The sequence below is a fragment of the Frondihabitans sp. PAMC 28766 genome (assembly GCF_001577365.1).
Taxonomy (GTDB): Bacteria; Actinomycetota; Actinomycetes; order Actinomycetales; family Microbacteriaceae; genus Frondihabitans.
Window position 1 is genome coordinate 261,526 of record NZ_CP014513.1, and the last position, 26,643, is coordinate 288,168.

Here is a 26,643-nt window from a genome sequence, read left to right on the forward strand (position 1 = left end):
TCAGCAATCGAAACGGGCCCCCGGTGTAACCCAATGTAGGCACATTCTGCGAATCAGGAAAGAGTTTTCGTGCGACAGGAGTGTCACGAGTGATTTGTCGCGACGCGCCGCTAGAAGTCGACGGTCTCGAAGGTCTCGCGCCCGCGCGACTCCAGCAGGTCGGCGACGACCTCCTGGCCGAAGTGCCGGAAGGCGTCGCCCTTCACGTGCGCGTCGAAGGCGGCCTCGTCGTCGTAGACCTCGAAGATATGGAAGACAAGGGGCGCCGCGCGATCCCGGTACGCCTGGTAGACGCGATTGCCCGCCTCGGCCTCGGCCGCCTTCACGATCTGCCCGAGGGCCGCCTCGACGGCCTCTTCACTGCCGGGCTTGCTTATCCAGGTGGCGTTCACGACGTATCCCATGTCTCCATTCAATTACCCGTGGCCGGCACCGCCCTTTGGCCGTCGCAGAATTCTGACTGTCAGCGACTGACGTGACCCTCAGACCGTCTTGCCGGCCGACGAATTTCGGAGGAGTTCTTGCTGTTACGGGTCGCCTTGTCGGTTCTTCCCGATGTCGATCGAGCCCTCACGGACACACGGATATCCAGCCCGACGACCGCTTTGGTGATGTTCTTCCCGGGGGTGGAAGTTGAAACCGGCAACCTTCCGACTGTGCGCAGACAGGCAACTCACGCAATTCAGAGCTAGGCCGCCGTCTTCAAGGACGCGAATAGGGTTTCGATCCAGACCATGCCTGGCCGCGCGGACGCCGACTTTGATCATCATCGCGCGCGGGCGACCGGCCCGCTGGGCTGATCCGCATTCTTACTAGGCCCCGATGCGCGGTCCGTCGAAACGGTGTTCGACGAAGTGGTCATCAACGAGACGGCGACAGTGACGCTGCCCCAGCCGTTGAAATCGCCTCTCCGCCCATTCATCCGGAGACACAGCCGCCCCTGCAGAAAATCCAACCGGTGACGGGCACAATCATTCACTTTCGGTTAGACATATTACACGCGGCATTTGTCTTTTCTCTCGTTTGATTCTACGCTCGGGGTGAGCCCGCAATGAGGCACCTGGCCCTGCCGCGGACCGCGGTTTCGGTCTGAACGGGGTCCGCTTACTCATAGATCTACGGGAGCAAATTCTGGTGCGTCCATCGGAGGGAAGGAGGTGACATTCATGGCTGAATACGAGACACCGACCATCATGCAAATCGGCAAGTTCAACGAGCTGACCACCTGGTACGGCTGGGCAAGCAATGACGGCGAAGGCGAAGCGATCATCTGATCGGTTTCCTCTAGCGACAGGGCATTTATGACTTCTTCATGGTTTATTGCGATTGCTGCTGAAGCGGCGAATGGGGACGCGTTCCTTCCGGAGCGGCATCGGGCCGCTGATGTCATTCGTTTCGAGTCGGGCAGCCCCTGGTTGCTGAGCAGTGCCGCAGCTGAAGATCTCGTGCACGCCGAGGACGGCCCCAGGCGGCTGGTGGTCATGGGTGAGTTCTCCATTGACTCCCGTCGCAAGGGGCCAAGAAGGTTGCGGGCCTGTTCGCACCAAGAAAAGACGGGTTTCAGTTCGGGCTCTGTTTGGGCGCCGCCGTGGATGCACGGGGCGCAGTCAAGGTCAAGGCCTACTTCGACGGATTCAGCGACGGGCTGGCTGGAAATCTCGAGCTGGTCAAGTCCTTCGCTGGCCAACTCGGCTATGCAGCCAGTTCGGACTGGATAGACGATCACGTTCGCAATCTTCGAGCTCCGATCCTGTCCTTAGATGCGACGGCGGAGACCGAGGCTCGCGTCAAGATCTACACGATCTTTACAGATAGGAGCATCGCGGATTTGGAGAGGCAGTGCGAATCCCTGCCCGGATACGCGGCTGGAGACGCCACCCGTCTGCTTCAGGGAACTACTAGCAAGTGGGATGTGGTCTTGGACGCGCCTGGAACGCGTCCGCTGATGTGCTGGAGCTTCACGAGTCGCAACCAGAGTGCCCCTAGTGATCTGACGCTCTACTTACCCTTCAACAGGTACCAGCCGAGCGCATCAGGGGCCGTCCGGAGCCTTGCTGCGATTGGAGCGCCCGCGGCTCTAATCAATGTCTGTCGTCTTGCCGTGAGTCGAGGAGGAACAGACGCGGACACCAATCCGTTTCATTGGCTGGCGCTCAAGTTCGGTTCGGCGAGGGGCTCAATGACGCTTTACGTGGCGGCCTCGCAGCTTGACAGGATCGTGAGAACCGCGCCGAGGCCGGGCCCGTGACCACGCCGCTGGGATGGCTGGCATCACGATTGACGGTCGGACGCCGCACCCTCCGGATCGCGTCGCTCAGCTCACTCGTCGTTGCGATTCTGATCGTGGTCGGGGGCGGCATCGTTCGGGTCACAGGGTCGGGGCTCGGCTGTCCCGACTGGCCGGAGTGCACCGATGGGTCGTTGGGGCCCACATCGGCGATGGGCTGGCACGCCGCCGTCGAATTCGCCAATCGCCTTCTGACCGGCCTGCTCTGTGTCGCCGTTGCTGCCGTGATCCTGGCGGCACGGTTCCAGGCCGAGCCTGCTCCGACTGTGACTCGATGGGCCTGGGCTCAGTTTTGGATCGTCGTGCTGAACGCCGTTGTCGGCGGGGTCACCGTGCTGGCCCGACTGAGCCCTTACATGGTCGCCGCGCATTTTCTGGCGGCCATGCTCCTACTCACCGCCGCGACCGTTTCCTGGGACAGAGCCAGGCGATTGCCGAATAAAGAACGCGTCCCTGTTTCGCTGCACGTGAGGCGCCTCGGTTCGGCTCTCCTCCTCGCCACGGGAGCACTCGTCATCCTCGGGACGGCCGTCACCGGAGCAGGGCCGCACGCCGGCGACAATTCGCATGTCGCCCGAATGCCCTTCCCGTGGATTGCAGCGGCGCTCGTTCACGCAGGTGTTGCTGCCCTGGCGTTTGCGATGGGAATCGCCCTGTGGCGAGCCGCAACGCGGGTGAGGTCTGCGACAGTCGTTCTCACACTGCGGGCCTACTTCGCCGTGTTCCTCGCTCAGGGCCTCGTCGGCATCGTGCAGTCCTTGATCGGCCTTCCCGAAGCTCTCGTCGCCGTTCACCTGATGGGTGCGTCACTTGTATGGGTGGGCGCGGTTCGCGTGGCACTCGCGACCCGCGCCGTCGGCTGAAAATCGGGCAGCAGCCAGCGCGGCGGCTAGTCGTTCTCGACCTCGAAGTCCCAGGCGGCCACGATCTTCGCGGCCTTGGCCGCCGCGGGGCTCGCCGAGTCGGCGGGTGCCCAGCGCAGCAGGCCCTCGCCGACCTTCATGCTCGTGCGCAGCTCGAACGTCGCCTTCTGCCCGGGGCCGACCGACGTCGGCAACGCCGGCGTGTGCGGCACCGCCGCCAGGTGGTAGACGAATCCGGCCTGGTCGAACGTCGTGAACTCCGACAGCCGGATCGGCACCGCGCGCGTCGCGTGCGACAGAGTCAGAGTCCACGTGCAGGTCGTGTAGTCCGCCTGGTAGGGCAGCCCCTCGCCGGGCACCACGGGGCCGGTCACGCTCATCACGACCGAGCCCCCGCCCGGCAGCTTGACCTTGACGCTGTCGCCTTCCGAGGTGAGCGCCGGCTTCTTCACACTGCCGGTGAGCATCGCGTCCGTGTCGAGCGACGACTTCGGCAGGTAGGAGGGCATGCCGCCGTAGGTGCTCTCTGCGTGCGGCTGAGCCTGGGTGCACCCGCTGAGCGCCAGCGGAACTGTCAGCGCGAGGGCACCGACGACGGCCCAGAGGCCGGCTCGAGAAGCGAGCCGGCCCTGGGATCCTGCGGTCGTGCGTGTGAAGAACGTCACCAGTGCTTGTTCCCCGTGTTGTTGAAGACGTCGGGGCCGAAGGGCGCGAGGCCCTTCTGAGACGCGAAGCCGAGGTGGCCGAGGCCGTCGACACCACCCGAAACCGTCGAGCCGGGAAGCGGCTTGACGTCGCGGCCCTTGTCGACCTGGAAGATGTCCTCCATGGTGCGCAGCCAGCTGTAGTGGTTGTAGTACGTCGTCGAGACCGTGCCGGGCTTGATCAGCGGGCTGATCAGCACGCTGCCGGTGTCGCCGCCGCCGGGGGTGGCGTCGGTGGCGTCGTACAGCGGGTCGGCCGTCTGGCCGGCGGTGAGGTAGCCGGGGGCTCCCTCGGCGCTCAACGTGATCTTCGAGACGCTGCCGGTCGGGGTGACCGGGTTGCCCGAGGCGTCGACGAGCTGGAACGAGCCGTTGACGACCGGGCTGGCGTTCGTCGCCGCTGGGTTCGGGCCGGTGTCGCTGACGGTTCCGACGAAGGTGTTCGCCGGGATGGGGCTCGTGCCGCCGGGGCCGGTGGTGTCGGCGGTGTCGGTCACCATGCGGCCGGTGTCGTCGGCCAGGATCGAGTCGTCGAGCACGAAGCTCGTCGCGGTCGAGGCCAGGGCGGTGTCGTTGCGAGCGCCGGGCGTGGTGCCCGAGCCGCCCTCGACGATGCCCGGCACGCAGTTGGCGGGCACGTTCGGCGAGGTCGACGTGCAGGCCGGCGGCCGGTCGATGAACGAGTTGTTGCCGGGGCCCGGGTAGAGCTGGTCGCCCTTCGAGTCGGTGCCGAGCGTCGAGTTCGGGCCGGTCGGCTCGATGGCGACGTTCTTGCCGTAGAGGTTCTCGCCGGCGGCGTCGCTGACGAGGCCCGTGGCGGCGTCGGGCTGGTCGGCCTGGGTCGGGCCGTAGGCGTTGGCGTTGTTGAAGCCGCCGCCGTAGGTGAAGGGCGGGTTGGCCTCGTCGAACGTGACGTCGATCAGGCCACCGTCTTTGAACGCGGCCGACTTCTCGATCATCGGGATGTAGTACTTGAGGAACAGGTCGGAGGCGTAGAGGCCGCCGGTGTAGTTGACCGGGGTGGTCGACTCGGGCGCAGGGGTGCCGTTCTGGTAGACGGGCTGGCCCGACTTGGTGAAGGAGCCCGAGAGGTTGTTGCCCTTGCAGACCGCGTCGTGGGCGTCCGAGCAGTTGTTCGGCGTGATCCAGCTGAACGCCGGGGTGGTCGACTCGTGCTGCAGGTCTTTGTAGAGGCCGTTCTTCGACGAGTCGAGGTTGGCGATGTGGTTGGCGTCGCAGTCGGTGCCGCCCTGGGCGGGCTTCGTCAGCGCCGGTGTGGCCGTGCCGTTGGCGTCGACCGCACCGGTGATACTGGCGAACCACGGGAAGGGGAAGTGCTTCGCGACGTACTGGTCGTTGGTCTGCGCGCCGGTGAAGCTGGTCACGCCGGTCGGCAGCGGGTGGGCTGCGGTCGCGCTGAGGTACGTCGGGTTGGTGGTCGGGTTGTTCGCTGCGCTCCCGGGGGCACCGCAGACGCCGTCTTCGCGGCCGGTCTGGTCGCCGAGATCCTGCGCGTAGCCCTTCCAGGTCTTGCCGGCCGCGTCGAGCTGGTTGAAGAGGGTGGGGCTGTCGGTCGGGTAGGTGCAGCCGTTGAGGCCGTTGGCCGCGTTCGCCTTGCTCGGCTGCGAGGCGTTGGCGAGCGAGGCGACCTGGCCCTGGTTCACACCGTGGGTGACGATGCTCTTGTTGCTGCCGAAGTTGGTGTTGGCGACCGAGCAGTCCTCTTGGGTGTCCTCCTGGGGCGCCTGCCCCGAGACCATCGACATGTAGTTGTCCATCGACGAGTGGCCGGTGCCGAAGTAGTTCTTGAGCAGCACGCCCTGGCTCGGCAGCGTCTTCCAGAGGTAGCTGTTCTGGTTGAGCCCGGTGAAGGTGGCGTCGTACGACTTGTTCTCGAGGATGATCAGCCACACGTGCTTGATCTGACCGGCTTTGAGCCCGGTGGTCGTGATCGTCGTGCCCTGCTGAGAGCCGCCGTGGTCAGGAGACGCGGTCGCCTGCGCGGCCGTCCCCGCCCCGATCGCGGCTGCGGCGAGGATCCCCGTCGCTGCGGCGAGCGCGATGCCGCGCCGCCGTGCCTTCTTCGTACCCATGATTCGCATAAGAGTGGTTTATCAATCCGCCCTACCCGAATGGGGGCCGAGAAGTGAACACGAGGTGAATCTGCACGGCCCGCACTTCTCCCCCCTGCGGACACCTTGCCTCGACCTGTCGGACGACGCGGCGGCAGGATCCTGATCGGTACCGTCACCACATGACCTCCCGTCTCACCCGGCGCACCCTCCTCTTCGGCGGTGGGGCCGTCGCCCTGATCGGCGCCACCGGCTTCGCCGTCGACGAGGGCGCCCTGCCCGGCCGCTCGACCCTCTACCGCAGGCTCGGGCTGGACGGCGCCGCGGGCGTCGTGCCGCACACCGCGACCGGCCCTCTCGTGAGCGGCACCTTCGTGTCGCAGAAGCGCCTCGAGAAGACGGTGGGCTGGTCGATCGCGTACCCGCCGGGGCACACCGTCGGCGACCGGCTGCCGGTCGTGGTCACGCTGCACGGCTTCGGAGGGTCGCACGCGTCGGCGTTCGACTCGCGCTTCCGGCTCGACCGCTTTTTGGCGGCGGCAGTGAGGAGCGGCGCGGCGCCGTTCGCCATCGCCTCCATCGACGGCGGCAACACCTACTGGCATCGCCGGACGAGCGGTGAGGACGCCGGGGCGATGGTGACGGACGAGTTCGTGCCGCTGCTCGCCTCGAAGGGGCTCGACACCCGGCGGATCGGGCTGCACGGCTGGTCGATGGGGGCCTACGGCGCGCTGCTGCTAGCCGGGCAGATGGGGGCTGGTCGCGTCGCGGCGGTCGCCTCCGAGAGCGTTGCCATCTGGCACACCGCCGACCGGGCCACCGCGTCAGCATTCGACAGCCCCGCCGACTTCGCCACGCACACGCTCTACGGGCGGCAGCACCTCCTCGACGGCATCGCGGTGCGGGTCGACTGCGGCACCGGCGACGGGTTCTTCCCGAACGACCGCGACTACGTCGCCGGCTTCACCGCGCGGCCGGCCGGCGGCTTCGAGCCGGGCGCCCACGACTCGGCCTACTGGCGGCGGATGGCCCCGGCGCAGCTCGCCTTCCTCGCGGCGCACCTCTAGCCCGTCGGCACTTACCTTTTCGGCAGGACCTCACCGCCCCGGGGGTCAGATCACGCCGAAAAGGTAAGGGCGGGGTCGGGGTCGGGTCGAGGTCGGGTCAGGCGAGGGCGGAGCGCAGGTAGTCGGCGAGCGATGTCGGCTGGGCGGCGGCGTAGCGGTCGTTCTCGACCGTCTCGAACGGCGGCGTCTCGATCATCGACAGGTTGTACCACTGGCCCATCACGGCCCACGGGCTCGCCGCGGCCGTGATGGCCGCACGCAGGTCGGCCGCGTCGCCGCGGTGGAGGCGCTCGAGCGTGCGCCCGGTGATCTCCTCAACCTCGGCGATGATCGCGCCGAACGAGGTGCGCGACCCCGAGATGGCGTGCACCCCCGGCCGTGCGTCGAGATCCACGGCGAGCGCCGCCGTGAACCGCGCGACGTCGTCGACGAGCGTCACGTCGAACTCGTCGTCGCCCGAGCCGTAGTAGCTGCCGGTGCCGTGGCCGAGATCGACGACGCCCGCGGTGTTCGGGTCGATCATCATGTCCATGAACGCGCCGTTCAGCACGTGCAGCACCTCGAGGTCGAGCGCCTCGATCGCGGTGTCGGCCTCGCGCCGCAGGGCGAACATCGGGGCGGCCTCCGGGGCGTGCCAGAGATCGAGCGCGAAGTCGGAGGGGATGAAGCGTCGCACTCCTGCGGCCTCTGCGGCCTGCGCGAGGGCGACCTGGCCGTCGACGATGACGTCGCGACCGCCCTGGAGGCACGAGATCACGACGTCGACGCCGGCGGTGGCCGCAGCCAGGGCCTCAGGATCCTGCAGGCTCGCTTCCGCGATAGCGGCACCGCCGTCGGTGAGCCCACCGAGTTGCTCGGTCTTCGTCTGGTCGGTGAAGACGCTGGGTCGCACGAGCAGGCGGAGCGCGACATCCTCGTCGCGAGAGAGGAGCGTCGCGATGCGCGAGCCGAGATTGCCGGTCGCGCCGGCGAGTAGAACGGTCTGAGTCATGCTCAGGACGCTACCCGAGCCGCCTGGACCCTTGGCCGGGCGGCTACCGCGGCAGCTTCACTGCCAGATTCAGCACGCGTGTGCGCTGCAGGGCACCGAAGTTGTCGTCGGAGATCAGGCTCACGCCGACGGTGCCGTGCGGCCCGGCCCCGGTGATCGCCATGCCCTCGTAGTTGTCGAGCAGCGGGTTCGTCTGCGACTCGAGCGCCGTCGCGCCGAGGGTCGGCCCGGCGGCCAGGTCTGCCACGAGCGTCTTCGAGAGGATCGACGAGGCGGGCGCGGTCGACAGATTCGCGATCGACGCGACGTTCGCGGCCCGCGACAGCCCGCTGACCGTATACAGGTCGACGGCGTTGCCCGAGTCGGCGGCATAGGAGGCCTCTTCGACGATCAGCCGGTCGTCGGAGACCAGTGCGACCTCGGGGATGCGCTGCCCGGGGTCGGTGCGGTAGCCGACCTGCTTGGCGAGCGTCCACGATCCGGAACGCCCCTCGGTGTAGACGAGGAGGCGGTGGCTCGTCGCCTCACCGGAGGCCGAGACGTCGCCCGAGAGCGCCCCCTCCATCGCCGCGACGATCGTGCGCCCCGAAGGCGAGATCGACAGCCCCTCGAGCGTCGCGTTCGAGGTCGCCTCACCCGGCTCCGCCGGGCCCGAGAGCCCAGCGCCCGACAGTTCGGTGCCGGTGACCGCGAAGCGACCGGGAACGGCCAGCTGCGCCTTCTCGACGCCGTCACGGCCGAACACGCGGATCGACGGCTCGGTCTCGCTGCTCACCAAGTAGTCGCCGTCGGGCAGCACGGCGAGGCCTTCGTTGTCAGCGGTGAGACCGGTGTACGGCACGCCGTGCTGGTTCTTCAGCACGAGCGGCTGGCGGCTCACCGACGGTGATGCGACGTTGCGCCCGATGAACCAGATACGCGAGGGGTCGTCGGCGTGGTTGTCGACGGCCGAGACCCACGAGCCTGCTCGCTTGTCGTAGGCGAGCGACGAGAGGCCACCGACCTGGGTGCCCTTGTAGACCAGCTTGTCGAGCGCGTCGCTGTAGCCGAGCGCCGTCGCCGACGGCGGCACGGCCGTCGAAGCGGGCTTGGTGTGCCCGAAGATCTGCACCTCCTGGGGGTCGTGGTCGCTCGTCTGGTTCGCGAACTCCGAGTTGATGTGCAGCACCTGGTAGACGGGGGTGCCGACGCCCTTCGTCACGAGGATGTGGTCGAGCACCTCGCTGACGCCGTCGTAGTCGTAGGTGTACTGCTGGTCGGCGGGCAGCGTGGTGATCAGGTCGGTCAGGATCGGCGGGGTGGTCGCCTCACCATGAAGAGGCTTGCCCGTGAGGGTGGCCAGGGCCGGGCTGAACTGGTAGTCGTTCAGGTCGCCGGCGACGACCACGGCGGCGTTCTTGTCGGCCTTCAGGATCTGCGCGGTGAAGTCGTGCACGAGCGTCGCCTGCGCCTGGCGCTGAGCGGCCGACGACTGCGCCGGGTATTGGAACCGGCCGTCCTGGCTCTGGTCGCCGAGCTTCGCGTCGAAGTGGTTGCCGATCACGAAGACCTTCTTGCCACGAAACGTGAACTCCCCTACCAGAGGCTTGCGGCTCGACGCCCACGCCGTGTTCGTCGGGTCGATGCGACCGGGCGAGAGCGTGAGGTCGGGCGAGCCGTGCGACTTCGTCACCGCGGTGGCCGTGGTCGACCGGTCGACCCCCGCCGAGCCGCGGTCGTCGAACGTGACGCGCTTCGCGTTGAAGAGGAAGACCACTCGGATGTTGCCGCCGGGCTGGCCGCCGTCCTGGTCGTTCACCGGGTCGATCTCGCGCGACGAGTAGGTCGGGCCCCCGGCTGCCGTGATGGCGGCTTCGAGCTTCGAGATGGTCTGGCCGGCCGTGACCGTGCCGTCGTCGGTGGCACCGTCGTCGTCCTGCACCTCTTCGACCGCGATGATGTCGGGCGAGGCGAGGTTCGTGACGACGCCCTTGCCGAGCGCCGCGAATTTCGACGCAGGATCAGACGGGGCCAGGTTTTCGACGTTGTAGGTCGCGACCGACAGCTGATCGCCTGTGCCCTTCGTGGCCACGCTCGGCTGCAGACCCCCGCTCTTCACGGCCCCGAGCGCCGTCGCGGCGAGCGTGTAGCCGCCGTACTGCGAGTAGTCGACGGGGCCGACGGTGGCACCGGCGAAGACGTCGCCGACGCTGACGTCGGGGTCGGTGCCGTCAGTGGGCACGACCTCAAGGCGGCCGGACGGCGTCGCGTTCTCGGCGGTCAGCAGGGTGCCACCGCGGTAGTCGGCGAGCTGGTCGGGCTTGGTGGTGACGTACTGCTCGCCGTAGGCGTCGCTCGGCCCGACGACGCGGGCGTTGTCGACCTCGACGCGCATGCCCTCGATCGACTCGTAGTAGTCGAGAGCCGAGCGGGTCGGCGTGATGGGCGTCGATTCGATGTTGCCGCCCGAGAGGTCGGGCGCATAGGTGGCGGGGACGGTGGTCGGGCCGAGCACGATCGGGGCGGGCAGCGTGTTGCCGGAGGAGACGACGAACGCCGTCGCATCCTCGAGCTCGGTCACCGAGAGGTTCGACGTGGTGGCGGTGGTGTCGCCCGACGCGAGCGCGTAGTAGTCCTTGACCGTGGCGGTGACCAGCACCGAGTCGCCGACCTTCACCGTCGGCGTCGTCGAGCTGTAGACGAAGACGGCCTCGCTGGTGGCGGGGTTCTGGTCGGCGTCGGGGTCCTGGATCCAGTAGCCCTTGCTCGCGCCCGCGGTGCGGAGGCCCGTGACGATGCCGGGCACGTTCTCGACCTTCTGGCCGTTCAGCGGCGACACCCAGGTGGTGCCCTGGATGTCGTGGATGCGCACGGTGCCGGGTGTCGGTGCCGGGCCCGTCGGCGGCGTGGTGACGGTGCCGGTGTTGGCCGCAGCCGGCGTCGGCGTGCCGCTCGAGAAGTCGGTGGCGTTGTCGTCGGTGTCGGCGGTGGTGACACGCTGCACCGAGTTCGTGTTGCTGGCGCCGGTCGCGGGGCCGGTCTCGGCGAGGGCCGCGGCGCCGAAGCCGACCAGGTCGACGCTGGCGGTCTCGCAGTCGGCGCTGGTCGCGCAGGTCAGGGCCGTCGTGCCGTCGACGAGGGCGACCGTGCCGTCGGTGGCGCTCATCGCGATCGTGCCGGTCGCATCAGGTGTCGGCAGCGGAGTCGTGCCGCTGGCGCCCTTGGCCTCGGCGACGAGGTAGAAGCCGCCCGGGGCGATCGAGCCCGTGAGCGGCGTGGCCTGCCAGGTGCCGGTGGCCGACTTCGAGTGGTACTGCACCGAGTAGCCGGCGAGATCGACGGCGGCCGTGCCGCGGTTGGCGATCTCGACGAAGTCGTTCGTGTAGGTGCTGCCGCTGTTGCCGCCGCCGCCGTAGACCTCGTTCACGACGAGATCGGCCGAGGGAGCCGCGGTCGCCATTGCCGGCACGAGAAGCCCCCCGGCGAGCGCGGCGAGGCCGACGGCGGACGCGATGGACAGACGTGCTGCGTGTGATCGACGCATTCGATTTCTCCCCTGAGATCGGAACAGTGCCATCAAACCCCCACCCGACGACATCGACGTGAAGAGCGTGTGAATCGTGGGCGACGCGACGTGGACGAGCGCGGAGCCCTAATCTCGTACCAGGGCGCTGCCAGCACAGCCCCACGATCACCGGAGGCCCCATGTCCGTTCCCACCCCGCTCAGCCGGGCGACCCTGCTCTTCCACCGGGGCTGGGTGATCGGCGTCGCCGTCATCGCCATCGTGCTCGGGCTGATCGGGCTGATCTTCCCCGGCGCGACGCTCGTGCTGGTCGCGATCGTCTTCGGCATCGCGCTCGTGGCCGTCGGCATCCGGCGCATCGTGCACTCGTACACGGCGAGCGACCTGACGCGGGGCATGCGGTGGTTCGCCGGGATCCTGGGGGCGCTCGTTCTGATCGCCGGAATCCTCTGCCTCGTCGACCCGTTCCGATCGCTGTCGATCCTGGGCCTTCTGATCGGCATCGCCTGGGTTTTCGAGGGGGCGAGCAGCGTGATCGGCGGGGCCATCGGCTACGTCGGCGGCCCGCGGTCGCTGACCATCGTCGCGGGGGTGGTCGCCCTGATCGCCGGGATCATCATGATCCTGCTGCCCCTGGTCGCGCTGTCGGCCTTCCTCACGGTCGGCTCGATCATCCTGATCGTCATCGGGGTCACGATGCTTCTCCTGCTGCCTCGCAGGGCGGCCATGTAGCGAGGGCCTAGGCTTCGCCTCATGTTCCATGGCGGCATCCCCAGCCCACCGGTCAGCTATTTCGACGTCGGCCCCCTGCGCATCCACTTCTATGCGCTGTGCATCGTCGTCGGCATCGGCATCGCCTGCTGGGTGACCAACGGCCGCCTCGTGCGCCGCGGTTTCGAATCCGGCGGGATCATCGACGTGGCGATCTTCGCCGTGCCGATCGGCATCGTCGGCGGGCGTTTCTATCACGTGTTCACGCACCCGCACGACTACTTCTACGCGGGCGCGAACCTCTGGAACGTCTTCGCGATCTGGGAGGGCGGCCTGGCGATCTTCGGCTCCATCCTGTTCGGCACCCTCGGCGCCTACATCGGCTGCCGGCGGGCGAAGATCAGCTTCGGGGCGTTCGCCGACGCCGTGATCCCCGGCCTCCTGCTCGCGCAGGCGTTCGGCCGCCTCGGCAACTACTTCAACCAGGAGCTCTACGGCGGCCCGACCAAACTGCCGTGGGGCCTCCAGATCGCGCCCGACAACGCCGCCTACCCGGTCGGTGTCCCGGCGGGCACCCTCTTCCAGCCGCTGTTCCTCTACGAGCTGCTGTGGAACACGCTCGGCGCGATCCTGATCCTCACCGTCGGCCGCCGGCTGAACCTCAAGCGCGGCCAGACAGCGGGCTTCTACTTCCTCTGGTACGGCGCCATGCGCGCCTTCCTCGAATACCTGCGGCTCGATCCGACCGAATTCTATCTCTTCGGGCTCAAGATCAACGAGGACGTCGCCATCGCCGCCGCGATCTTCGGGCTGATCCTGATCATCGTCTCCGGCCGCCTCGGCCACCCGAATCTGCCACCCCTCAGCGAGCTGCCCGGGCTCGACGGCGTGAAGGTCGAAGAGGGCGGCGAGGTCGTGTCGGTCGGCAACGAGACGCTCACCCGCGGCGGCGCCGTCGAGAAAGAGACCCCACCCTCAACTCCGTGACGCGCCGCGTTGCACCACGCCGGACGCAATCGCGACGACGGCGATGGTGAGAAGCGCGCCCAGCACGATCGCCGCATCCTCTCCCGGCTGCAGCACGTGCTGCTGCAGCCCGAGGGTGACGGCTGCGACCGGCACCCCGAGCTGACCCGCAGCCACGGCGCCGAGTGCCCACGGCAGGCCCGCGAGCCGCGACACCAGGTGCGCGATGAGCGCGCTGGCCGCGAGAGCCACGCCGAGCAGGATCATCGCGGGGTGCTGCCCCAGACCCCGCACGTCGAGCGACGCCCCGAGCCAGACGAAGAAGAGGGGGCCGAAGAACCCCTCGGTGATTCCGAACAGCTGCCGCGCGAGCCGACGCGGTTCGCCGATGGCCCCGACCACCAGACCGAGCGCGAACCCCGCCAGCATGATCGACACGTGGGTGAACTCGGCGAGCGCCGCGAGCGCGAGCAGCAGGAGGATGTTGATGCGCAGCTCGAGCGCGAACTGCCGCTTCTCTGAGAACCGGTGCAGCCGGTGCCGCAGGCCGGAGCGATCCGCCCGACGCAGCACGAAGTAGAGGAGCACGCTGAGCGCCGCGATGATGAGCGCGCCGAGCGCCGCGACGGCCGCGCGGGCGGGATCGATCACGAGCGGGAGGGCCACGATCGACACCGTGTCGGCGATCGCGACCTGCACCGTGAGCTGTGCGAGCTTCGGCACCGAGCCCGCCGGCCATGACGCTGCGATCGGCAGGATCAGGGCGGCCGACGACGACGCCGCCAGCACGACGTAGAGCGCCGCATGGCCCGTGCCGAAGACAGCGGCCACCAGCACGGCGAGCACGGTGGCCGCCGCCCCGACGAGAGCCGCGCCGGCGATGCCGCGGAGGAGCACACCGCGGAGGCCGTCCCGCAGCGGCACGTGAGACCCCGCGACGAACATGGTCAGGCCGAAGCCGATGCCGGCGAGCAGCGCGAACGTGGCGTCACCGCTGTCGACGAGCCCGAACCCGGTGCGCCCGATCAGCATGCCGCCGAACAGCTCACCGACGACGACGGGGATGCGCCACGCCCCGCGAGCCGCCAGCAGCGGGCCGAAGAGGCCGACCAGCACGATGAGCCCGAGGGCGGCGAACGTCACGCGGTACCACCCTTCGAGACGCCGGGAGTGCGTTCAGGCTAAGCCCGACCCCGACGGTTTGCACGCAGAAGTCCGCGCTTCAGCGGACAGACGCGCGCGCGCGAACGAGCTAGATTCGTGGTGTCGGGCACGGATGTCGGGTCCGTGCGACCGACCGGCGGCGTGGTGGGGCGTATTCGGGTTACTCTCCCACCACGCTGCATCCCCTCGGGCTTGCTCAGGCGGCTACTCGGCCTCGACGCCGTCGACCTCGGCCTGCAGCCGCTTGAGCTTGGCCTGCTTCTCGTAGAACTCGATCTCGCGATCGAGGTCGGCCAGCTCCTCCTCGGTGGTCTTCACGCGGTTCGACGCCGGGTGAACCAGCGTGTCCGCCCCGCCGCCGGCGCCGTAGCCCACCGGGTCGCGAGTGCTGCGCACCTGCCTCGGCGCCCGGTACTCCCGCCCGATCACGAACCAGAGCACGCATCCCACCACGGGGATGAAGATGATGAGCAGCGCCCAGACGACCTTCGGCATGTGCTGGATCTCGTGATCCTGGCGCGGAATCAGATCGACCAGCGCCACGATGATCAGGATGACCGGGATGGCCTCGAGCAGCAGATACATGAGCGAAATTCTATTGATCGCCTGAGAGCGCGCCATCCCCCGTCTGGGAGCACAAGCGCCCCTGGCTTTCGCCGCGCGCTGCCCGCAGCTCTCGTCGGCGGTCGGCACCTCGCCGAGGCGAGGATCGACGTGCAGTCCTGAGGTTCGGCAGCCCGGCCGCCGCGGCACCCGGACGGGGTCTGCGACAGGCGTCGGCGAGCGGGTACGGTGGTCGAGCGCGACCCGAGGAGACCAGTGACGCAGCCCCATCCGTTCGACTACGGCACTCCGTCGTGGCAGCATCACCCGCACCGCAGGCGCTGGCTGATCGTCGGCCTCGCGATCGTCGCGGCCATCGCCGTCGTCGTCGCCGTCTTCGTCGTCCGCACCCTCACCGCCGACCCGGCGAACGCCCTCGAGGCGCGCTTCACGCAGAGCATCCAGTGGAACGACTGCGGCCACAGCTACTACTGCGGCCAGATCGACGTGCCCGTCGACTGGCACGACACCGGCTCCGGCACGGCGCACCTCGCCCTGATGGAGCACCGCCCGAAGGGCAGTCCGGCCGGCACGATCCTGGTGAACCCCGGCGGGCCGGGCGGCTCGGGCGTCGACTTCGTCTCGAGCGGTGTCGAGAACGCCGTCGACGGGACCATCGCGTCGAAGTACGACGTCATCGGGTTCGACCCACCCGGCGTCGGGTATTCGAGCGCGGTGAAGTGCTACGACGCGAGCCGGCAAGACGACTATCTCTATGGCATCCTGCCCGGCGCGATCGGCACGAAGGAGTGGATCGCCGCCGACGAGAAGCTGCAGACCCAGTTCGGCGACGCCTGCCAGGCGAAGACCGGCGCGCTGCTCGCCAACGTCGACACGACCAGCGCGGCCGCGACATGGATCTGATCCGAGCCGACCTCCACGAGACGACGCTGAACTACATCGGGTACTCGTACGGCTCGTACCTCGGCACGACGTATGCCGGGCTGTTCCCGAAGCGCGTCGGCCACTTCGTCTTCGACGGCGCCGACGACCCGTGGGCGGCAGCGGCACCCGGAGGCTCGGGCGACGGCCTCGTCGACCAGGCGGTCGGCTTCGAGGGCGACCTCAAGGCGTTCGTGACCGCGTGCGTGGCCGGGGCGACCAAGGCGACCGGCTCGGCGCCGTGCCCCTCACCGGCAGCGCCGACCAGGGCATGGCCGAGGTCACCGCCCTGCTGAACCGCGTGCAGTCCACCCCCGAAAAGAACAGCGACGGCAGGATGCTCGGCTCCGCCACGTTGGCGACGGCGATCAGCTCGGCCCTCTACGACACCTCCGAGTGGCCCGATCTCGCCTCGGCCTTCCGCGGCGTGCAGGCCGGTGACCCCAAAGCGGCGTTCGCTCTCGCCGACGAGTACAACGACCGGTCGCCGAAGGGCAAGTACTACGACAACACGGCGGAGGCCTTCAACGCGATCACGTGCCTCGAAGACGGCGGCGACCCCGACATGGGCGACCTGCGCAAGCAGGCGATCGAGCTGAAGAAGAAGGCGCCGGTGCTCGGCGTCTACCAGGCGTACAGCGACCTCGTCTGCGACGAATGGCCGGTGCAGCCGATCGCCTTCCCGAAGCCGGTGACGGCGCCAGGCGCGGCGCCCATCGTCGTGATCGGCAACACGGGCGACCCGGCGACGCCGTACTCGGGCGCGAAGTCGCTCGCGAAGCAGCTCGACTCCGGCCACCTGCTCACTTACGTCGGCGAGGGCCACACCATCTACGACAAGGGCAACACCTGCATCGACGCCGCCGTCGACGCCTACCTCCAGCACGGCACCGTCCCCGCCGCCGGCCAGCGCTGCCACTAGAAGTCGCCCTCCGCAGCGCCGAAGGCGCGACGCCCGCGGCAGCGGGCCAGACAAGCACTGAGGCTCATGTTCGGGAGGCGGCGAAGCCGCCGACCATCCGAGAGCGGAGCCGGTGGGATTTGAACCCACGGTGCCCAAAAAGGGCACTCCACCTTAGCAGGGTGGTGCACTAGGCCGAACTATGCGACAGCTCCTGGGGCCCGCCGAGGCGAGCACACGGCCTCCACTATAGCGGGTGGTGGATGTGCAACCCAGCCGCGTGGCCTCCTGCGGTCGGTGTCCGCATTAAGGCCCACATCTTTGCCCCCCGATCTGGGTGCAGATGTCCCCTTGTCCTCCTTTATGGGGACCCGTAGAGTCATCTCATCGGCCCGCTCCCCCCAGCGATCCCGACGGTCGGCAGCCCGAATCTGCCGGTCGCGCTGGGGCGGCGGTCCTCCCCTGGCATTGATGCCAGGCACGCAGCGCCCTGCGAGGCCGAACACCCCTGATCCCGGCCTCGCAGGGTTTCCACTCCCGGCTTCCCCCGGCCGGTTGAGTGATTGGGCCGCCCCGCCAGTTGGTTACTTGCGGGGCGGCTTCATTTTCGTCGGGCGACACCTCGCGTTTCGGCCGAGGGCCCAGCGCCGCGGCGCGGGGAGGTCGGCCGAAATCGGGGGTCTCGACGGCCTAGAACTTGTAGGCGACCGAGCAGGTCTGCTCGGCGGCGCTCTGGCCGGTGAGGCCGGAGATCTCGGTGGCCGGCGCCGACGACGAGGCTGCAGGATGCGACGCCCCGCCGGTCGCGGCCCCGCCCGAGCTGCTGCCGCTGGCCCCGGCCGCCGCACCCGACTCCGACCCGACGCCGGTGCTGCCGGCCGGCACGGTGAACGGCTGGTCGGCCTTGATCGCGCCGAAGAGCTTCGACGCGGTCACCAGGTCGGGCTGCACCTTCTCGCTGTAGACGCCCGTGCCCCCGGTCGTGCCGGGGTACTGCACGAAATTCACGTTCTGGAGGTTCAGGCTCTTGAGTGCCGAACCCATCTGGATGAGGGTGCCGGTGTTGTTCAGGCTGTTCGACAAAGTCATGTTGCTCGCGGCCGCGTGGGCGAGCCCGTAGAGCTTCGTCGGGCTGCCGAGGGTGCCGCCGCTCTTGATGGTGCGGAGCATCGACGAGAGGTAGACCTGTTGGCTCGAGATTCGGCCGAGGTCGCTGCCATCCCCCACGCCGTGCCGCGAGCGGAGGAACGCGAGGGCGTCGGATCCTGACAGCGTCGTGGTGCCGGCGGGAAGGTCGAGCCCGGTGTAACGGTCGTGGACCGGCTTGTCGACGCACACCGGCACCCCGCCGATGGCGTTCGACATCTCGATGACTCCGTTGAACGAGATCTGGCCGGCGAAGGGGACGTCGACGCCGGTGAGCTGCTTGACGGTCTGCACGACGCAGTTGAGGCCACCGTCGCCGGAGGCCGAGTTGATCGGCTGCGCACTCCTCGCGGAGGTCGAGCCGCTGCCGTCGGCCGTCGGGCACGACGGGATCGGAACCACCAGGTCGCGGGGGATGCTGACGGCGGTCGCGTTGGTGTGGTCGGCGGAGACGTGCAGCAGGATGTTGACGTCGTTGAGCGTCGCATCCCGCACCCCGTAGGTGTTGCCCTGCTTCGGGTCGTTGTCGGTGCCGACGATCAGGATGTTGAAGCCGCCCTTGTAGGCGCTGATGCCCTGGCCCTTCGCGACCGGTTCGGTCTTCTCGCCCTGGAGCGCGACGCCGGGGCCGAGGTCGCTCTGCACCCGGTGCAGGGCGATGGCGCCGACTGAGACAGTGCTGACGACGCCGACCGCCGCGACGAGGGCGACCCCCCTCGCGAGGGCTCCGCACGGGTGCTGCCTCGGCAGTCGGCCGTGGCGGGCCACGCCTGTGGTGCGGCTGCGGAGAGAGCGTCGAGTCGGCTCGGGGGCGTCGTTCACGGGCGTCCTTTCGTCGGGCAAGGCCATCGACACTACGGGAGGCACTTCCGAACGCGCTGGACGCACGGGCCTGGATGCGCGCCCCTGACGCGCACCCCTGGACGCGCGCCCCGGACGCGCACCCCTGGACGCGGGAATGGCCCGGCTGGCACAGTGGTTGCAGCAAGTGCTTCAGGGACGGTGAGATTCCGTACCGGCGGTGACAGCCCGCGAACCCCGTGCCATCACGGGGCCGAACCGGCCAGCACGATCTTCGGGTCGTTCGATTCCGGTGCCGACAGTCCGCATCACGCGGCGCCACGACAACGTGCGCGACAGTCTGGATGGAAGAAGCCTCCTTCAAAGGACCCCGATGGACGCCATCCGATGGCTTTTCGACTCCACTTTTCAGATCGGCGACCAGACGGTGCTCTGGCGCGAAGTGATCGGCAACCTCTTCGGCCTCGTCTCGGCCCTCGGCGGCATGCGCCGCAAGGTCTGGGCCTGGCCGATCGGCATCGTCGGCAACGCGCTGCTCTTCACCGTCTTCCTCGGCGCCGTGTTCGACACCCCGAACCCGGTCAACCTGCTGGGCCAGGCCGGGCGGCAGATCATGTTCATCATCGTGTCGGTCTACGGCTGGTGGGCCTGGAAGCACCGCTCGAGCGCGGGCCTCGGCGCCGTCGAGCCGAAGTGGGCCGGCGCCCGCACCCGCATCCTGCTGGCGGTCGCCCTGGTGGGCGGCACGGCGATCCTGACTCCCCTCTTCACGGCGCTCGGCTCGTACGCCCCGGTGTGGAGCGATGCGTGGATCTTCATGGGCTCGCTGCTCGCGACCTACGGCATGGCGAAGGGCTGGGTCGAGTTCTGGCTCATCTGGGTCGCGGTCGACATCGTGGGCGTGCCGCTGCTTCTGAGCGCGGGCTACTGGGCCTCCGCGATCATGTACGTCTTCTACGGCGTGTTCACGCTCACCGGATTCTTCGTCTGGGCGCGGACCCGCAGGATGCAGGCGCTGCCGGTGATCCCGGATCCTGCGCCCGTCTCCGTCCCCTAGCCGCTCCGCCATAATGGTCGCGACCCGCCGACGAGAGACGGACGCGCTATGACGACCTCCCGAGCCACCACCGACAGCCACGAAGTGATCCGCGTCCGCGGCGCCCGCGAGAACAACCTCCGCGACGTCAGCGTCGAGATCCCGAAGCGCAAGCTCACCGTCTTCACGGGCGTTTCCGGCTCGGGCAAGAGCTCGCTCGTCTTCGCGACGATCGCCGCCGAGTCGCAGCGCCTCATCAACGAGACCTACAGCGCGTTCGTGCAGGGCTTCATGCCGACGCTCGCTCGCCCCGACGTCGACGTGCTCGAGGGTCTGACGACGGTCATCATCGTCGACCAGCAGCGGATGGGGTCCGACCCGAGGTCGACGGTGGGCACGGTCACCGACGTCAACGCGATGCTCCGGATCCTGTTCAGTCGTCTCGGCACGCCGCACGTCGGCTCGCCGAACGCCTTCTCGTTCAACGTCGCGTCGGCCTCCGGCGGCGGCTCGTTCACGAGCAAGGGCAAGACGGAGTCGCGCGGGTTCACCCGGGTCGGCGGCATGTGCGAGCGCTGCGAGGGCCGCGGCTCCGTCTCCGACATCGACCTCGCCCAGCTGTTCGACGACACGAAGGGCATCCGCGGCGGCGCGATCACGGTGCCCGGCTACACGGGCGACGGCTGGATGACGCGGCTGTACGGCGAGTCGGGCTTCTTCGACGGCGACAAGCCGATCCGCGACTTCACGGCCGACGAGCGCGAGGCGTTCCTCTACAAAGACCCGACGAAGGTCAAGATCAACGGCATCAACCTGACCTACGAGGGCCTGGTGCCGAAGATCCAGAAGTCGATGCTGTCGAAGGATCGCGACTCGATGCAGCCGCACGTGCGCGCCTTCGTCGATCGCGCCGTCACGTTCACCACCTGCCCCGACTGCGGCGGGTCGCGACTGAGCGCCGCGGCACGCTCGTCGCTGATCGCGGGTCTCAGCATCGCCGACGCCTGCGCGATGCAGATCAGCGACCTCGCCGGCTGGGTGCGCACCGTCGACGACGCCGGCGTTGCACCTCTGATCGAGAGCCTCGCCCGCACCCTCGACTCGTTCGTCGAGATCGGCCTCGGCTACCTCTCGCTCGACCGCGCCACCGGAACCCTGTCGGGCGGTGAGGCGCAGCGCGTCAAGATGATCCGGCACTTGGGGTCGTCGCTCACCGACATCACCTACGTCTTCGACGAGCCGACGACGGGCCTCCACCCGCACGACATCCAGCGCATGAACGAGCTGCTGCTGCGCCTGCGAGACAAAGGCAACACGGTGCTGGTCGTCGAGCACAAGCCCGAGACGATCGCCATCGCCGACCACGTCGTCGACCTCGGCCCGGGCGCCGGTGCCGGCGGCGGCACGGTCTGCTTCGAGGGCACCGTCGACGGGCTCCGGGCCAGCGGCACGATCACCGGGCGGCACCTCGACGACCGCCGGACGCTCAAGGAGTCGGTGCGGTCGTCGGGTGCGTCCCTCCCGATCCGCGGCGCCACCACCCACAACCTGCACGGTCTCGACGTCGATGTGCCCCTCGGAGTCCTCACCGTCGTCACCGGGGTCGCCGGCTCCGGCAAGAGCTCTCTCATCCACGGCGCTCTGAAGCCCGGCTCCGAGACCTCCGCGGGCGAGGTGGTCACGATCGACCAGAGCCCGATCCGCGGGTCGCGGCGCAGCAACCCGGCCACCTACTCGGGCCTCCTCGAGCCGATCCGCAAGGCGTTCGCCAAGGCGAACGGCGTGAAACCGGCGCTCTTCAGCAGCAACTCCGAGGGAGCCTGCCCCGCGTGCAACGGAGCCGGCGTGATCTACACCGACCTGGCGATGATGGCCGGGGTGTCGAGCACGTGCGACGAGTGCGACGGCAAGCGCTTCGACGCGAGCGTGCTCGAGTACCAGCTGGGCGGAAAGGACATCAGCCAGGTGCTGGCGCTGCCGGTCGCCGAAGCGCTGGCGTTCTTCGAGACGGGAGAGCCCCGCGTTCCTGCCGCCCACGCGATCCTGACCCGCCTGTCGGACGTCGGGCTCGGCTACCTCACGATCGGGCAACCGCTGACCACGCTGTCGGGCGGTGAGCGCCAGCGGCTGAAGCTCGCGGCGCGCATGGCCGAGAAGGGCGGCGTCTACGTGCTCGACGAGCCCACCGCGGGCCTGCACCTCGCCGACGTCGAACAGCTGCTCGGGCTGCTCGACCGCCTGGTCGACTCGGGGCGCTCGGTGATCGTGATCGAGCACCACCAGGCCGTGATGGCGCACGCCGACTGGATCATCGACCTCGGGCCGGGCGCCGGCCACGACGGCGGCCGCATCGTCTTCGAGGGGCGGCCACAGGATCTCGTCGCGGCCGCGTCGACCCTGACGGCGCAGCACCTCGCGGCGTACGTCGGCACCTGACTCGCGCCGGTGGCCGCCTCTCGGGCGAGACGGGCAGACCGCCGGCACACGGCGAGCGCACGGCACACCGTAACCCCGCGGACACACTCCGCGGCGTAGCGTGGCGCTCGTGACCGCACCCACCATTTCCACCGTCGGCGAGCTCCGGGCATCGGGGCACGATTTCAAGAGCGTTCGTCAGGAGATCCGCGACAATCTGCTCGCGGCCCTGCGCGAAGGGCGCGACCCGTGGCCGGGTCTGCACGGCTTCGAGAACACCGTCATCCCCCAGCTCGAGCGCGCGCTGATCGCCGGGCACGACGTCGTACTGCTCGGCGAGCGCGGCCAGGGCAAGACCCGCCTGCTGCGCACCCTGTCGGGCCTCCTCGACGAGTGGTCGCCGGTGATCGCCGGGTCGGAGCTGGGCGAGCACCCCTACGAGCCGATCACGCACGCCAGCATCCGCCGCGCGGCCGAGCTGGGCGACACCCTGCCCATCGAGTGGAAGAGCCGCCAGGAGCGCTACGTCGAGAAGCTCGCCACCCCCGACACCTCGGTCGCCGACCTCATCGGCGACGTCGACCCGATGAAGGTCGCCGAGGGTCGCAGCCTGGGCGACCCCGAGACCATCCACTTCGGGCTCATCCCCCGCAGCCACCGCGGCATCGTCGCCATCAACGAGCTGCCCGACCTCGCCGAGCGCATCCAGGTCGCAATGCTCAACGTGATGGAAGAGCGCGACATCCAGATCCGCGGCTACGTGCTGCGGCTGCCGCTCGACGTGCTCGTCGTCGCCAGCGCCAACCCGGAGGACTACACCAACCGCGGCCGGATCATCACGCCCCTGAAAGACAGGTTCGGCGCCGAGATCCGCACCCACTACCCGACCGAGCTCGACGACGAGGTGGCAGTGATCCGCCAGGAGGCCGAGCTCGTGGCCGAGGTGCCCGACTACCTCGTCGAGATCCTGGCGCGCTTCACGCGGGCTCTCCGCGAGTCGAGTGCCGTCGATCAGCGCTCCGGGGTGAGCGCCCGCTTCTCGATCGCGGGGGCCGAGACCATCGCGGCCGCGGCCATCCACCGGGCCACCCGGCAGGGCGAGGACCACGCCGTCGCGCGCCCCATCGACCTCGAGACGGCGGTCGACGTGCTCGGCGGCAAGATCGAGTTCGAGTCGGGCGAAGAGGGGCGGGAGGACGAGATCCTGGACCACCTGCTGCGGACGTCGACGGCCGAGACCGTGCGCGCGCACTTCCGCGGCATCGACTTCGGCGTGCTCGTCGACGCCCTCGAGGGCGGCGTGATGGTGACCACCGGCGAGCAGGTCGCTGCCCGCGACTTCCTCGCGGGTCTGCCGTCCCTCGGCGAGTCCGAGCTGTACGACGAGGTGGCGTCACGCCTCGGCGCGACCAACGACGGCGAGCGCGCGGGCGCGATCGAGTTGGCCCTCGAGGGCCTCTATCTCGCGCGCCGAGTCAGCAAGGAGAGCGGCGGGGGCGAAGCCGCGTATGGCATCTAGCTCGTCGCCCTCGCATCGAGCACCAGCCGTGAAGGAGCAGCACCATGGCTAGAACCAACCGTCGCATCGGCCGCGACTCGCGCTACGCGAAGTACGCCGGCGGCCCCGACCCCCTGGCACCCCCCGTCGACCTTACGGAGGCGCTCGACACCATCGGCCAGGAGGTCATGGCGGGCTACTCTCCCGAGCACGCGATGCGCGAGTTCCTGCGCCGCGGCAGCCGCGACCAGGCCGGGCTCGACGACCTCGCCCGCCGGGTGGCCGAGCGCCGGCGCGAGCTCGCTCAGAAGCACAACCTCGACGGCACCCTGAAAGAGATCAAAGAACTGCTCGACAAGGCCGTGCTCGCCGAGCGAGGCGAGCTCGCGCGTGATGCCCTCATGGACGACGGCGACCGGGCCCTCTCCGAGATGCAGCTCGACAGCCTGCCGCCATCGCCGGCCGCAGCGGTCAGCGAGCTCAACGACTACCAGTGGAAGAGCGCCGAGGCGAAGGCCGACTTCGAGAAGATCAAAGACCTGCTCGGGCGCGAGATGCTCGACCAGCGCTTCGCGGGGATGAAGAACGCGCTCGAGAACGCGACCGACGCCGATCGTGCGGCGGTCAACGAGATGCTTCAGGACCTCAACGGGCTGCTCGCCGAGCACCAGGCCGGGACCGACACCCAAGAGATGTTCGACGACTTCATGCAGAAGCACGGAGACCAGTTCCCCGAGAATCCGCAGAACATCGACGAGCTGCTCGACTCCCTCGCCGCCCGCGCCGCCGCGGCCCAGCGCATGCGCAACTCGATGACGCAAGAGCAGAGGGACGAGCTCGACGCCCTTGCCATGCAGGCGTTCGGCAGCCCCGAATTGATGGACTCCCTCTCGCAGCTCGACGACGCCCTGCGCTCCCTCCGCCCGGGCGAAGACTGGGGCTCGTCCGAGCAGATGGACGGCCAGCAGGGCCTCGGTCTCGGCGACGGCACCGGCGTCTTCCAAGACATCGCCGACCTCGACGAGCTCGCCGATCAGCTCGCGCAGTCGAGCCCGGCGTCGCAGCTCGACGACCTCGACCTCGACAAGCTCACGAAGCAGCTCGGCAACGAGGCCGCCGTCGACGCCCGCACCCTGCAGCAGCTCGCCAAGGCCCTCCGCGACTCCGGCGCCGTGAAGCGATCGAGCGACGGCCAGCTCAAGCTGACGCCGAAAGCCATGCGGCAGCTCGGCAAGGCGCTCCTCCGCGATGTCGCCCAGACGCTGTCGGGCCGCCAGGGCAACCGCGACACCCGGGGCGCCGGGGCGGCCGGCGACCTCTCTGGTGCCACCCGCGAGTGGGCGTTCGGCGACACCGAGCCGTGGGACGTCACCCGCACGATCACGAACGCCGTGCTCCGCACGGCCGGTGAGGGGCGTGGCACAGGATCAGGGGTGCGCATCGAGATCGGCGACGTCGAGGTGCAGGAGACGGAAGCTCGCACCCAGGCGTGCGTGGCGCTGCTCGTCGACACCTCGTTCTCGATGGCGATGGAGGACCGCTGGGTGCCGATGAAGCGCACAGCTCTCGCTCTCCACACGCTCATCACCAGCCGGTTCCGCGGCGACGACCTGCAGATGATCGCCTTCGGCCGCGCTGCCTCGGTGATGGACATCGAGGAGCTGGTGGGCCTCGAGGCGATGTGGGACAAGGGCACGAACCTGCACCATGCGCTGCTGCTCGCCAACCGCCACTTCAGGAAGCACCCGAACGCGCAGCCCGTGCTGCTCATCGTGACCGACGGCGAGCCGACCTCGCACCTCGAGCCCGACGGCGAGGTCTACTTCAGCTACCCGCCGGCGCCGATCACGGTCGCCTACGCGGTGCGTGAGCTCGACAACTCGATGCGCCTCGGGGCGCACACCACGTTCTTCCGGCTGGGAGACGACCCGGGCCTTGCGCGCTTCATCGACTCGATGGCGCGGCGGGTCGACGGCAACGTCGTCGCGCCCGAGGCCGACGACCTCGGTGCCGCCGTGGTCGGCTCGTACCTCGGCAGCCGGAGTGCTGGCGGCACGCCCGGCGCCTTCGGCCCCGGCGGCGACTTCGGCCCCGGCGGTGGCCTCTTCGGCCGAGGCTGGCTCTAGTCACGCCGCTGAGTGGCACATTCCCGCGGGATTTCGCCCGGATTCCCGCGGGAATGTGCCACTCAGCGGGGTCAGAAGAGAGGGTAGGGGGTGGCGGGGGTACGGCCGCGGGGGTGAGGGAATGCAGCGCTCTGCAGCAGGTGCTCGCAGCGGTCCGCCAGGGCGACGAGCTCGGTCACGGTGATGTAGGCCGTGAGGGTCTCGCCGAGCGCGGCGTCGAGATCCTGCCGCACCGCCTCGATGCGGGCGAGCTCGTCAGGCAGCAGCGGCTCGCCTGCCCAGCCCCAGAGCACGGTGCGCAGCTTGTGGTCTTCGTGGAAGGTGAGGCCGTGGTCGATGCCGTGGCGGTGGCCGCCCGGCATCTCGAGGATGTGGCCGCCCTTGCGGTCGGCGTTGTTGACGACCACGTCGAACACGGCCATGCGGCGCAGCTCGGCCGAGTCTTCGTGGACGAGTGCGACCGGGCGATCGCGGTCGTCGTAGCCCTCGAAGACCAGTCGCCAGCCCTCGCCGGGCACCGCGGCTACAGGCTTGATGTCGACGGCATCCTGTGCCGGGTCGACGTCTTGCCAGAGCTGCACCATGCCGACGCCGAGCGGGCCGTCACGCAGCCAGGTGCGGGGCACGATGTCCCAGCCGAAGGCCTCCGAGACGAGGTAGGCGGCGGCCTCGCGGTGGCCGAGGTCGCCGTCGGGGAAGTCCCAGAGCGGCTGCTCGCCCATGATCGGCTTGTAGACGACCTCGGTCTCGCCGATGCGGCCCACGAAGGTCGCGTTGGAGGCGATGGTGATGCGGTCGACGATCTCGAGGGGGCCGGCGAGCAGCTCGATCGAGGGTGCAGGATCAGCAGACGCAGACAGCGCGGGATCGGCCGGCACCTCGTCGGGCAGGTCGTCCGCCGCCATC

21 protein-coding genes and 1 tRNA gene are annotated in these 26,643 nt (G+C 69.0%); 12 read left to right on the forward strand and 10 right to left on the reverse strand.

Translation table 11 applies throughout. The annotated features are described in order from the left end of the window. Positions 1-110 precede the first annotated feature (110 nt). Positions 111-404: a putative quinol monooxygenase gene (locus AX769_RS01205; protein ID WP_066275026.1), complete on the reverse strand. Its 294-nt coding sequence runs from the start codon at positions 402-404 to the stop codon at positions 111-113. A gap of 1,172 nt (positions 405-1,576) precedes the next feature. Here AX769_RS01205 and AX769_RS01210 point away from each other — a divergent pair. Next, positions 1,577-2,248: a tryptophan dimethylallyltransferase family protein gene (locus AX769_RS01210; RefSeq protein WP_157887380.1), complete on the forward strand. Its 672-nt coding sequence runs from the start codon at positions 1,577-1,579 to the stop codon at positions 2,246-2,248. Next, a complete protein-coding gene (locus AX769_RS01215) occupies positions 2,245-3,150 on the forward strand; it encodes a heme A synthase (protein WP_066275029.1) in 906 nt (301 codons plus the stop codon). The genes AX769_RS01210 and AX769_RS01215 overlap by 4 nt, the downstream gene beginning before the upstream one ends. A gap of 26 nt (positions 3,151-3,176) precedes the next feature. Here the strand turns inward: AX769_RS01215 and AX769_RS01220 are convergent, their stop codons facing one another. Continuing rightward, positions 3,177-3,815, reverse strand: a complete 639-nt coding sequence (locus AX769_RS01220; RefSeq protein ID WP_066275030.1) for a hypothetical protein — start codon at positions 3,813-3,815, stop codon at positions 3,177-3,179. After that, positions 3,812-5,947, reverse strand: coding sequence for an alkaline phosphatase family protein (locus AX769_RS01225; protein WP_157887381.1), 2,136 nt, complete (start codon positions 5,945-5,947; stop codon positions 3,812-3,814). Before AX769_RS01225 ends, AX769_RS01220 begins: the two co-directional genes overlap by 4 nt. A 161-nt stretch (positions 5,948-6,108) precedes the next feature. On the opposite strand from AX769_RS01225, the gene AX769_RS01230 reads away from it, so the two are divergent. Further along, positions 6,109-6,993: an alpha/beta hydrolase-fold protein gene (locus tag AX769_RS01230; protein WP_082763402.1), complete on the forward strand. Its 885-nt coding sequence runs from the start codon at positions 6,109-6,111 to the stop codon at positions 6,991-6,993. 97 nt (positions 6,994-7,090) lie between these two features. On the opposite strand, the gene AX769_RS01235 is transcribed toward AX769_RS01230, so the two are convergent. Next, positions 7,091-7,984 (reverse strand): NmrA family NAD(P)-binding protein, encoded by an 894-nt coding sequence (locus tag AX769_RS01235; RefSeq protein ID WP_066275035.1) that lies wholly within the window; start codon positions 7,982-7,984, stop codon positions 7,091-7,093. 43 nt (positions 7,985-8,027) lie between these two features. Beyond that, a complete protein-coding gene (locus AX769_RS01240; protein WP_082763403.1) occupies positions 8,028-11,507 on the reverse strand; it encodes an esterase-like activity of phytase family protein in 3,480 nt (1,159 codons plus the stop codon). 161 nt (positions 11,508-11,668) lie between these two features. On the opposite strand from AX769_RS01240, the gene AX769_RS01245 reads away from it, so the two are divergent. Then, positions 11,669-12,220 carry an HdeD family acid-resistance protein gene (locus AX769_RS01245; protein ID WP_066275038.1) on the forward strand — a complete coding sequence of 184 codons (552 nt, stop codon included), beginning with the start codon at positions 11,669-11,671 and terminating at the stop codon, positions 12,218-12,220. 21 nt (positions 12,221-12,241) lie between these two features. Beyond that, the gene (gene lgt, locus AX769_RS01250) at positions 12,242-13,186 is read left to right on the forward strand and encodes a prolipoprotein diacylglyceryl transferase (protein ID WP_082763404.1); all 945 of its coding nucleotides are present in this window, start codon (positions 12,242-12,244) and stop codon (positions 13,184-13,186) included. Here lgt and AX769_RS01255 read toward each other — a convergent pair. Together AX769_RS01255 and AX769_RS23565 are read right to left on the reverse strand one after the other, a co-directional pair. Next, on the reverse strand, positions 13,175-14,308 hold the full coding sequence (locus AX769_RS01255; protein ID WP_066275044.1) for a cation:proton antiporter: 1,134 nt from the start codon (positions 14,306-14,308) through the stop codon (positions 13,175-13,177). The two genes, lgt and AX769_RS01255, sit on opposite strands and share 12 nt — an antisense overlap. Before the next feature lie 225 nt (positions 14,309-14,533). Next, on the reverse strand, positions 14,534-14,914 hold the full coding sequence (locus tag AX769_RS23565) for a PLD nuclease N-terminal domain-containing protein (protein ID WP_066275047.1): 381 nt from the start codon (positions 14,912-14,914) through the stop codon (positions 14,534-14,536). A gap of 234 nt (positions 14,915-15,148) precedes the next feature. Here AX769_RS23565 and AX769_RS01265 point away from each other — a divergent pair, with 234 nt between their 5' ends. From AX769_RS01265 to AX769_RS01275, 3 genes are read left to right on the forward strand one after another with little or no spacing between them, the layout of a single operon-like run. Then, on the forward strand, positions 15,149-15,796 hold the full coding sequence (locus AX769_RS01265) for an alpha/beta fold hydrolase (RefSeq protein WP_066275049.1): 648 nt from the start codon (positions 15,149-15,151) through the stop codon (positions 15,794-15,796). After that, positions 15,787-16,110 (forward strand): alpha/beta fold hydrolase, encoded by a 324-nt coding sequence (locus AX769_RS01270; RefSeq protein ID WP_066275051.1) that lies wholly within the window; start codon positions 15,787-15,789, stop codon positions 16,108-16,110. The genes AX769_RS01265 and AX769_RS01270 overlap by 10 nt, the downstream gene beginning before the upstream one ends. Further along, positions 16,056-16,736, forward strand: coding sequence for an alpha/beta hydrolase (locus AX769_RS01275; RefSeq protein WP_066275054.1), 681 nt, complete (start codon positions 16,056-16,058; stop codon positions 16,734-16,736). The genes AX769_RS01270 and AX769_RS01275 overlap by 55 nt, the downstream gene beginning before the upstream one ends. 104 nt (positions 16,737-16,840) lie before the next feature. Here AX769_RS01275 and AX769_RS01280 read toward each other — a convergent pair. Then, positions 16,841-16,930, reverse strand: a tRNA-Ser gene (locus tag AX769_RS01280). A 475-nt stretch (positions 16,931-17,405) separates the two neighbouring features. After that, positions 17,406-18,683 (reverse strand): LCP family protein, encoded by a 1,278-nt coding sequence (locus AX769_RS01285; protein ID WP_066275057.1) that lies wholly within the window; start codon positions 18,681-18,683, stop codon positions 17,406-17,408. Positions 18,684-19,035: 352 nt separating this feature from the next. On the opposite strand from AX769_RS01285, the gene pnuC reads away from it, so the two are divergent. The 4 genes from pnuC (at position 19,036) to AX769_RS01305 (ending at position 25,737) form a co-directional block, all read left to right on the forward strand. Continuing rightward, a complete protein-coding gene (gene pnuC, locus AX769_RS01290; protein ID WP_066275060.1) occupies positions 19,036-19,719 on the forward strand; it encodes a nicotinamide riboside transporter PnuC in 684 nt (227 codons plus the stop codon). A 48-nt stretch (positions 19,720-19,767) separates the two neighbouring features. After that, positions 19,768-22,134 (forward strand): excinuclease ABC subunit UvrA, encoded by a 2,367-nt coding sequence (locus tag AX769_RS01295; RefSeq protein ID WP_066275062.1) that lies wholly within the window; start codon positions 19,768-19,770, stop codon positions 22,132-22,134. A 109-nt stretch (positions 22,135-22,243) separates the two neighbouring features. Next, positions 22,244-23,632: an ATP-binding protein gene (locus AX769_RS01300; RefSeq protein WP_066282995.1), complete on the forward strand. Its 1,389-nt coding sequence runs from the start codon at positions 22,244-22,246 to the stop codon at positions 23,630-23,632. A gap of 44 nt (positions 23,633-23,676) precedes the next feature. After that, positions 23,677-25,737 (forward strand): VWA domain-containing protein, encoded by a 2,061-nt coding sequence (locus AX769_RS01305; RefSeq protein ID WP_066275063.1) that lies wholly within the window; start codon positions 23,677-23,679, stop codon positions 25,735-25,737. A 71-nt stretch (positions 25,738-25,808) separates the two neighbouring features. On the opposite strand, the gene AX769_RS01310 is transcribed toward AX769_RS01305, so the two are convergent. Next, positions 25,809-26,642: an SCO1664 family protein gene (locus tag AX769_RS01310; RefSeq protein WP_082763986.1), complete on the reverse strand. Its 834-nt coding sequence runs from the start codon at positions 26,640-26,642 to the stop codon at positions 25,809-25,811. Position 26,643: the final 1 nt, after the last annotated feature.